Source organism: Kitasatospora griseola (assembly GCF_014648555.1).
GTDB lineage: Bacteria > Actinomycetota > Actinomycetes > Streptomycetales > Streptomycetaceae > Kitasatospora > Kitasatospora griseola.
In genome coordinates, this window is sequence record NZ_BMRI01000009.1 from 118,850 (window position 1) to 127,601 (window position 8,752).

General features: G+C 73.0%; 8 protein-coding genes. 3 read left to right on the plus strand and 5 right to left on the minus strand.

Going from position 1 to position 8,752, the window contains the following annotated elements; translation table 11 throughout:
• Together IEZ12_RS14205 and IEZ12_RS14210 are read right to left on the minus strand one after the other, a co-directional pair.
• On the minus strand, positions 1-180 hold a 180-nt coding region (locus IEZ12_RS14205), incomplete at its 3' end, for a hypothetical protein (RefSeq protein ID WP_189272363.1).
• A gap of 179 nt (positions 181-359) precedes the next feature.
• Complete coding sequence (locus tag IEZ12_RS14210; protein ID WP_189272364.1) at positions 360-1,835, minus strand: FAD-dependent monooxygenase; 1,476 nt, start codon at positions 1,833-1,835, stop codon at positions 360-362.
• Between the two features lie 129 nt (positions 1,836-1,964).
• On the opposite strand from IEZ12_RS14210, the gene IEZ12_RS14215 reads away from it, so the two are divergent.
• A complete protein-coding gene (locus tag IEZ12_RS14215; protein ID WP_189272365.1) occupies positions 1,965-3,209 on the plus strand; it encodes a bifunctional glycosyltransferase family 2/GtrA family protein in 1,245 nt (414 codons plus the stop codon).
• 77 nt (positions 3,210-3,286) lie between these two features.
• Here the strand turns inward: IEZ12_RS14215 and paaN are convergent, their stop codons facing one another.
• A complete protein-coding gene (gene paaN / locus IEZ12_RS14220; RefSeq protein WP_189272366.1) occupies positions 3,287-4,978 on the minus strand; it encodes a phenylacetic acid degradation protein PaaN in 1,692 nt (563 codons plus the stop codon).
• A gap of 247 nt (positions 4,979-5,225) precedes the next feature.
• The gene (locus IEZ12_RS14225; RefSeq protein WP_189272367.1) at positions 5,226-6,524 is read right to left on the minus strand and encodes a glycosyltransferase family protein; all 1,299 of its coding nucleotides are present in this window, start codon (positions 6,522-6,524) and stop codon (positions 5,226-5,228) included.
• A gap of 399 nt (positions 6,525-6,923) precedes the next feature.
• Between IEZ12_RS14225 and IEZ12_RS14230 the strand changes: the two genes are divergently transcribed.
• Positions 6,924-7,508 (plus strand): TetR/AcrR family transcriptional regulator, encoded by a 585-nt coding sequence (locus IEZ12_RS14230; RefSeq protein ID WP_100589575.1) that lies wholly within the window; start codon positions 6,924-6,926, stop codon positions 7,506-7,508.
• A 9-nt stretch (positions 7,509-7,517) separates the two neighbouring features.
• On the opposite strand, the gene IEZ12_RS14235 is transcribed toward IEZ12_RS14230, so the two are convergent.
• On the minus strand, positions 7,518-7,985 hold the full coding sequence (locus IEZ12_RS14235) for an Lrp/AsnC family transcriptional regulator (RefSeq protein ID WP_043915389.1): 468 nt from the start codon (positions 7,983-7,985) through the stop codon (positions 7,518-7,520).
• Positions 7,986-8,132: 147 nt separating this feature from the next.
• Here IEZ12_RS14235 and IEZ12_RS38405 point away from each other — a divergent pair.
• On the plus strand, positions 8,133-8,752 hold a 620-nt coding region (locus IEZ12_RS38405), incomplete at its 3' end, for a thiamine pyrophosphate-dependent enzyme (RefSeq protein ID WP_373295477.1).

Consider the following 8,752-nt stretch of genomic DNA (forward strand, 5'->3'; position numbering starts at 1 on the left):
GGCCGGAACGTCTCCCTGCTTGTGGGAGCGGGCCACCGCCGGCGTGACGGTCTGCGGCAGCGCCACCCGGGCGCCGGCGTTCGGCGTCGGCGCCGCCTGGGCGGTGCCGACGCCCAACGAGACGGCGGTGAGGGGCAGGACGGCCAGGGCCGCGGCAAGAGCGAGCGAGCGGGGTCGCACGGGGGTCCTCCGGAAGTCTGGGGGCGTTCCGGTCTTCGAAAACGCTCGCCAAAATCTCTCAGAGGACTCTCGGGAATTGACCCATGCCCGAGCAATTGCTTACTAAAGAACAGTCAACTGTGGAGCCGTCGGGGCTTCCAGTGAATGAACAGAATTACCGTCGATGAATTCAGTGAATATCAGGGGCGGCCCAGCCAGTGGCTGAGCGCGGCCCGCAGCTCGCCCCGGGTCGGGTCGACGCAGGCCCAGGCCGCGTAGCCGTCGGGGCGGACCAGCAGCACCGTGTCGCGCAGCTTGCCGTGCGGGTCGGCCGGGGCGGCGGTGACCACCCGGTCCGCCCAGGAGTCCGCCACCGACAGCTCGTCGTTGCTGATCAGCACGGCCTTGCCGGACCGCAGCGCCTCGTGCAGCCGGGACGGGCCGCCGGGCACGTCCACCGCCAGGCGCAGGTCCGGGACCCGGCGGCCGGCCAGCGGGTGGGCGCCCTTCTCGGCGGGGTAGCTGTAGCCGATGCCGGAGATCTGCTTGGCGCCCAGCTCGGCCAGCGGGCCGAGGTGCCCGGCGGCCGCGCCGATCGCCGAGCGCAGCGCCCGGGTGGAGGCGTGCCGGCCGAGCGCGAGGCGCACCAGGGCGCCGGAGCTGCGCAGCACCGCCCGGCCGACCGGGTGGCGCTCGGTCTGGTAGGTGTCCAGCAGGGCGTCGGGGGCCCAGCCGCGAACGGCGGCGACCAGCTTCCAGCTCAGGTTGGCGGCGTCCTGCAGGCCGGTGTTCATGCCCTGGCCGCCGGCCGGGGAGTGGCAGTGCGCGGCGTCGCCGGCCAGGAACACCCGGCCGGAGCGGTAGCTGGTGGCCTGGCGCTCGTCGCTGTGGAAGCGCGAGCTCCAGCGGACCTCGGCCAGGCCCAGGTCACGGCCCGTCACCTGGCGCAACAGGTCGGCGAGTTCGGGGACCACCACCGGAGCGGAGTCGGGCACCTGGTGGTCGCGGTCCCAGCCGATCACCCGGTACCAGCCGTCGCCGTAGGAGGCCAGGAAGGCGAAGCCGCGCTCGTCGGCGCCGGCCGTCAACGGCTCCTCGGGCGGGTTCGCCAGCCGGACGTCGGCCAGCATCACCGAGCGCACCACCGACTCGCCGGGGAACGGGATGCCCAGCAGGTCGCGCACCGCCGAGTGCACGCCGTCCGCGCCGACCGCGTAGCGGGCCCGCAGCCGCTGCTCGCCCTCGGCGGTGCGGACCGTCAGCGCGACGCCCTGCGCGTCCTGCCGAAGACCCGTCAGTTCGGCGCCGCGGCGCAGTTCGGCACCGGCCTTGACGGCCCGTTCGCGCAGCACCCGCTCGGTGTGGGACTGCGGGGTGACCAGGACGAACGGGAACCGGCTGGGCAGCGTGGAGAAGTCGATCCGGAGCCGGTCGACGGCCTGCAGCGAGCGGAGCGTCAGACCGGTGGCGATCAGTTCGTCGGCCAGGCCGCGGGCGTCCAACTGCTCCAGGGTGCGGGCGTGCACGGCGAACGCCCTGGTCAGATTGGACTCTTCGCCGCGCTTGTCGACCACCGTCACCCGCAGTCCGGCCGCGGCCAGGTCGCCGGCCAGCAGCAGGCCGGTCGGGCCGGCTCCGACCACCACCACGTCCGCGGTGAACTCCGTCTCGGTCATCCGTCTCTCCCGTCGTCATACCTGGTCGGCCGGTGGTCAACGGACCGGTGTCCCACGGCTCCCGGGTTCTCAGCGCGCTTTCAGACTGCCATCATCGCGGCCCCATCCAGGGCTGTGAACCTCCTTCCCATGACTCAGCCAGCGATGCGTTCCGAGCTCCGTCCGGCCCCGGCGGCCGACGGCCGGGCCCCGGTCGACGCCGGGGTCGGGACCCGGCTCGTGGAGATCGTGGTACCCGTGTACAACGAGCAGCACTCGTTGGAGCGGTGCGTCGAGGAACTGCACGCCTACCTGTCGGAGACCTTCCCGTACGACTACCTGATCACGGTGGCCGACAACGCCTCGGTGGACGGCACTTGGCAGGTCGCCACCGCGCTGGCCGATCGGATCCCGAAGGTCCGGGCGGTGCACCTGGACCTGAAGGGGCGCGGCCGGGCGCTGCGGCAGGTGTGGGGCGCCAGCCAGGCCGACGTGGTCGCCTACATGGACGTCGACCTGTCCACCGGTCTGGAGGCGTTCCTGCCGCTGGTCGCGCCGCTGCTGTCCGGGCACAGCGACCTGGCCATCGGCAGCCGGCTGCACCGGGGTTCGGCGGTGGTGCGCGGTCCCAAGCGGGAGTTCGTCTCGCGCACCTACAACTTCCTGCTGCGGGCCACCATGGCCGCCGGCTTCTCCGACGCCCAGTGCGGGTTCAAGGCCGGGCGCACCGAGGTGGTCAAGCGGCTGCTGGAGCAGGTCGAGGACAACGCCTGGTTCTTCGACACCGAACTGCTGCTGCTCGCCGAGGCGTCCGGCCTGCGGGTCCACGAGGTGCCGGTCGACTGGGTGGACGACCCGGACAGCCGGGTGGACATCGTCCGCACCGCGCTGGACGACCTGAAGGGCATGGCGCGGGTGGCCCGGCGCACGCTGGCCGGCCGGGGCGCCGTCGAGCTGCCGGCCGGGCGGCGGCCGTCCCGGGCGCCGTTCGGGCTGGGCCGGCAGGCCGGCAGTTTCGCGGCGATCGGGGCGCTCTGCACCCTCGCCTACGCGCTGCTGTTCCTGGCGCTGCGTCAGCTGGTCCCGGCGCTGGCCGCCAACGCGCTGGCGCTGGGCGTCACCGCGGTGTTCAACACTGCCGCGAACCGGCGGTTCACCTTCGGGGTGACGGGCCGTCGGGACGCGCTCCGGCACCAGCTGGAGGGCGGTCTGGCCTTCCTGGTCGGGCTGGCGCTGACCAGCGGGGCGGTGGCGGTGCTGCACGCGGCCGCTCCGCGCGCCGGGCGCGGCGTGGAGCTGGGCGTGCTGGCGGCGGCGAACGCCGCGGCGACCCTGGTGCGGTTCGTGCTGCTGCGGGCGTGGGTGTTCAACCCCGGCCGTGTGCAGCGCCGTTGACTCCCTGTCCGCTCCCCCCTGGGACAGGGAACAGCGGGCCCGGACGGTGTCCGGGCCCGCTGTGCTGTCCGTCCGGACTACTTGCGGATCTCGACGGTGCGGAACCGGTTGGCGACGAACGCGGCGTCGCTGTACGCGGAGTTGGCGGCCGGGTTGGCGCCGGTGCCGTGCAGGTCGGAGAAGGCCGCGGTCTGGTTGACGTACACGCCGCCGGTGAGGTTGAGCGAGAGCGAGACGCCGGCGTCCAGGCAGGCGTCGATCAGGGCGGTCTCGACCTCGGGGTCGGTGGTGTACGCGCCGGCGGTCATCGCGCCGTGCTCGACCGTGGTGCGGTGCAGCAGTTCGACGGCGGCGGCGGTGGACTCCACCGCGACGGCGAACGCGATCGGGCCGAAGCACTCGACGAGGATGCGCGACAGGTCGTCCGGCTTGTCCGCGTCGGCCTTCACCAGGGCGGGCGTGCGGATGGTCGCGCCGGGGAACTCCGCCGAGGCCACCACCCGCGGGGCGAGGGCGAGTTCGCCCAGCTCACCGCCGGCCGCGGCGGCGCTGCGCTGCAGCACACCGGGGTTGACCACGGCGCCGAGGATGGCGGCGGCCCGGGCGTCGTCGCCGAGCAGGCCGTCGATCGCGGCGGCCAGGTCGGTCACCACCTGCTCGTAGGAGCGCTCGCCGTCCTCGGTGCGGATGCCGGTGCGCGGGATCAGCAGGTTCTGCGGGGTGGTGCACATCTGGCCGCTGTACAGGCTGAGCGAGAACGCCAGGTTGTTCAGCATGCCGCGGTAGTCGTCGGTGGAGTCCACCACGACGGTGTTCACGCCGGCCTTCTCGGTGTACACCTGCGCCTGCCGGGCGTTGTCCTCCAGCCAGTCGCCGAAGCCGGTGGAGCCGGTGTAGTCGATCAGCTTCACCTCGGGGCGAACCGCCAGCACCTGGGCGATCGCGGAGCCCTCGCGCTCGGCGGCCAGGCAGATCAGGTTCGGGTCGAAGCCGGCCTCGGCGAGCACCTCGCGGGCGATCCGCACGGTCAGCGCCAGCGGCAGCACGGCCCGCGGGTGCGGCTTGACCAGGACGCCGTTGCCGGTGGCCAGCGAGGCGAACAGGCCCGGGTAGCCGTTCCAGGTGGGGAAGGTGTTGCAGCCGATCAGCAGCGCGGTGCCGCGCGGCACGGCGGTGAACTCCTTGGTCATCACCAGCGGGTCGCGCTTGCCCTGCGGCTTGGTCCACTGCGCGGAGCGCGGCAGCCGGGTCTGCTCGGCGTACGCGTACGCCACCGCCTCCACGCCGCGGTCCTGGGCGTGCGGGCCGCCGGCCTGGAAGGCCATGCCGTAGGCCTGGCCGGTGGTGTGCATCACCGCCTGCGCGAACTCGTGCGAGCGGGCGTTGATCCGGGCCAGGATCTCCAGGCAGACCGCGGCCCGGGCGGCCGGGTCGGCCTTCGCCCAGGCGGGGCGGGCGGCCTCCAGCGCGGCCAGCAGCGCGTCCGGCTCGGCGTGCGGGTAGGCGATGCCCATGTCGATGCCGTACGGGGAGGCCTCCCCGGTCACCGGCTCGCCGCCGTCCGGGTGGCCCGGCAGCGCGAACTCCCGCCCCAGCAGGGCGTCGAAGGCGGCCTTGCCGTCGGCGGCGGCGTTCTCGCCGTACGCCTTGGGGAACTCCGGGTACGGCGACCAGTAGTCGCGGGACCCGGCCGCGGCGACTGCGCGGTCGAGGGTGTCCTGGTGGCGGGCGATCAGTTCGGCGACCGGCAGGGGGGTCGCAGCGGCCATGGTGCGCTCCTCACGGGGGCGGGGCGGGACACAGCTCAGGGTAACCGAACGATCGGTCGGTGCAAGGGTTCTTCGGAGGGCCGATCGGTGGGGTGGCGGTACCCGGCGTACGCGGCCCGCTCCGACCGGCGGGGCCGACGGCGCGTCCGGCCCGGGTGCGGGCCCGATCGGCGGACCCCGGCGGCGCCGCAGGCCGCTCGCGCCGAACCGGTCGGGCGCGAGCGGCAGTCGTGCTCCCGGCAGCGGTCTACGGAATGCCGAGCTGGAAGATGACGTAGCCGGCGAACCAGCCGGAGGACAGCGCGGCGACGCCGAGCACGGTGGCCAGGTTGCGCAGCCGCACCCGGGCCAGCGCCACCGCGAGCGGGATCAGCAGCGGGAAGATCGGCAGCACGAAGCGGGACAGCGTGCCGAACATCTGCTGGCTGCCGAGCACCATCACCAGGGTGCCCACCGTGTAGACCGTCAGCACCAGCGGCGGGCGCTTGGACAGCAGCGACACCAGCAGGATCGGCAGGGCCAGCAGCACCAGGACCGCGATCAGGTCCTCGGTCGGGTACGTGAACAGGTAGTTGCTCTCGCCGCGCAGCACGTTGGTGGCGGCCCGCAGGGTGTAGCGGCCCCAGTCGAAGAAGTGCAGCCAGCCGCCGCGCTGCAGGGTGATGTAGCCGTCCAGGTGGCCCATCCGGTAGCCGACCCAGCCCAGGTAGCCGAGGCAGCCGATCGGCGGCAACACGATCGCGGTGAGCGGCCCCGCCACGCCGTCGGAGCGCTTCCACAGGGCGATCGCGGCGGCCAACGCCACGCCGGCGATCAGCGGGACCGAACTCGGCCGGGCCAGGCCCGCCATGAAGGTCACCACGGCGGCGCTCAGCCAGTTCCGGTCGATGACGAAGTAGCAGGCCCAGGCGGCCAGCGCGACGAACACCGACTCCGAGTAGACCGCCCACTCCACGCCGGAGCCCGGGAACGCCGCCCACAGGCCCGCCGCGATCACGCCCGCCCGGTGGCCGTACAGCCGGGACACCACGGCGAAGATGCCGGCCGCGGCGACGAACGAGGCGACGACCGACACCAGCATGCCCGAGCCGTACAGGCCGAGGCCGGTGCTGGAGACCAGCCGGATCAGCCCCGGATACATCGGGAAGAACGCCGCGGAATTCTGCTTGATGGTGAAGAATCCCTGATCCGGAATCAGCTGCGGGTCGTAACCGAGCTGCGCGACCTTCTGGTACCACAGGCCGTCCCAGCTGCCGAGCACGTCCCACGGGTGGGCGCCGCCGCCGAAACGCGGATCGTTGGTCAGGTAGTGGCCGTTGGTTTCCAGCAGCCACATGAAAGCGGCGAATCCGGCGAGTTTCACCGCGCCGAACAGGGCGAGTGCGGGGCCGAAACGCTCCAGTGCGCGGCGGAATCCGGAAGCCGCCGCGGAGCCGGGCTCCGACGCGTCGGCCGGGTCCGCCGGGACCCGGTCGTCGGTCTCGACCGGGACGTCGTCCTCGGTCGCGATCCCGTTCTCGGCGGCGGTCGGTGGACGACCCGCCATCCCTTGCCGGACGACACCCACGGGCCGCCTCCATCCTGTGCCATTTCGGGCCGCCGGGGGCGGCGGTGCGGATAGTGTAAGGCTGTGTCAGGCCTGCCCACAGGGGGTCCCGGGCGGGTGTGTCCCTCCCCGGCGGGCGGCGTCGCGGCCGTGGCGGAACCATTCCTGGTCGGGGCCGTACCAGCGGCGATCCGCGCCGTCGACAACGGCGCCGAATCAATGCCGGGAATTCCCGGTCGGAACTCGGCACGATTTGGCAAATCCGGCGGACTCGACCCGATGTTCCTGATCTTTTGTGCTGATTTCGGGCGGACGGAACTCCCGGGCGGCGTTTCGGCGGGCGACCGGGAACCGCACCCCGGCTGACGGGGGCCGGCGGCCGGGGCGATACTCGTTGCCATGGCCGAAAACCTCACGCGCGCCTCCTACACGGTCGAGTCGCTGCTCGCCGTCACGGTGCGGGTCTTCAACGAGCGCGGTTACGACGGCACCTCGATGGAGGACCTGTCCCGGGCCGCGGGGATCTCCAAGTCGTCGATCTACCACCACGTGCGCGGCAAGGAGGAGTTGCTGCGGCTGGCGGTCGGGCGGGCGCTGGACGCGCTGTTCGGGATCCTGGCGGAGCCGAAGGCGGTCGAGGGGCGGCCGGTGGACCGGCTGGAGCACGTGGTGCGGCGCACCGCCGAGGTGCTGCTGGCCGAACTGCCGTACGTGACGCTGCTGTTGAGGGTCCGCGGGAACACCACGACGGAGCAGTGGGCGCTGGAGCGGCGGCGCGACTTCGACCACCGGGTCGCCGAGCTGGTCCAGGAGGCCGTCGGCGCGGGCGAGCTGCGGGCGGACGTGGAGCCCCGGCTGGCGACCCGGCTGCTGTTCGGCATGATCAACTCGGTGGTGGAGTGGTACCGGCCCGGCCAGCGCGGCTCGGAGGGCCTGCCGGACGCGGTGGTCCAGCTGGCGTTCGGCGGTCTGCGGGCGCGCTGAGCGGCCGGCTCAGGGGGCGTCCGAGGGGATGTGGTCGGTCTCCTCGAACACCAGCATGGTGCGGGTGCTGAGCACCTGCGGGATCGACTGGATGCTGCCCAGCACGAGCTCCCGCAGCTCCCGGTTGTCGGCGGTGTGCACCAGCATCAGCACGTCGTAGTCGCCGCCGACCAGCGCGATGTGCGCGACGCCGGGCAGCTGCAGCAACTGGTCGCGGACGGTGCGCCAGGAGTTCTGGACGATCCGCAGGGTGACGTACGCGGACGCGGCCTGCCCGGCCCGCTCGTGGTCGATCCGGGCGGTGAAGCCGCGAATCACGCCGTCCTCGACCATCCTGGAGATCCGGGCGTAAGCGTTCGCCCGGGACACGTGCACCCGCTCGGCGACCGAGCGGATCGAGGCGCGACCGTCCTGCCGCAGCAGCCGCAGGATCGACCGGTCGACACGGTCGAGTCTGGACACCTGTTCAGCCGACATGGCCCCCCACCCCTCGCGATTGGACGTGCTGGCCCCAGCAGACCGCCCTTTCGGCCGACTGTCCACCGTCTTGACGGGGATATGGTCAAGTTGAACAGACGACCGAACAATCGGTAGGGAGCCCCCACCACCCCGGAGGTGCCCCACATGACCGTTCTGGACCACAGAGATCAGGCCGACCCGGGCGTCGTGCCCGGCTGGCTGCCCGGCGCCACCGCGCCCCGCACCGACCCCGCCCCGCTGCTGCCGGACGACGAACCGCTGCGCGTCCTCGGCACTCCCGCCGCCGACAAGGCCGACCCCGCCCTGCTGCGCGAGCTGTACCGCCGGCTGGTCGCCGGCCGCCGCTACAACCAGCAGGCCACCACCCTCACCAAGCAGGGCCGGCTCGCCGTCTACCCGGCGTCCACCGGCCAGGAGGCGTGCCAGATAGCCGCCGCGCTCGCCCTGCGCAGTGACGACTGGCTGTTCCCCTCCTACCGCGACACCCTCGCCGTGGTCGCCCGCGGCGTCGACCCGCTGGAGGCGCTGACCCTGCTGCGCGGCAACGCGCACACCGGCTACGACCCGCGCGCCACCCGCACCGCCCCGCTGTGCACCCCGCTGGCCACCCAGGTCCCGCACGCCGTCGGCCTCGCCCATGCCGCCCGGCTGGCCGGCGACGACACCGTGGCGCTGGCCCTGCTCGGCGACGGCGGCACCAGCGAGGGCGACTTCCACGAGGGCCTGAACTTCGCCGCCGTGCTGCACGCCCCCGTGGTGTTCCT

Coding starts and splice junctions, on each gene's coding strand:
- IEZ12_RS14235 (WP_043915389.1), bottom strand. CDS start 7,985: ATGTCGGCTGAACAGGTGTCCAGACTCGACCGTGTCGACCGGTCGATC.
- IEZ12_RS14225 (WP_189272367.1), bottom strand. CDS start 6,524: ATGGCGGGTCGTCCACCGACCGCCGCCGAGAACGGGATCGCGACCGAG.
- IEZ12_RS14210 (WP_189272364.1), bottom strand. CDS start 1,835: ATGACCGAGACGGAGTTCACCGCGGACGTGGTGGTGGTCGGAGCCGGC.
- IEZ12_RS14230 (WP_100589575.1), top strand. CDS start 6,924: ATGGCCGAAAACCTCACGCGCGCCTCCTACACGGTCGAGTCGCTGCTC.
- IEZ12_RS14215 (WP_189272365.1), top strand. CDS start 1,965: ATGACTCAGCCAGCGATGCGTTCCGAGCTCCGTCCGGCCCCGGCGGCC.
- paaN (WP_189272366.1), bottom strand. CDS start 4,978: ATGGCCGCTGCGACCCCCCTGCCGGTCGCCGAACTGATCGCCCGCCAC.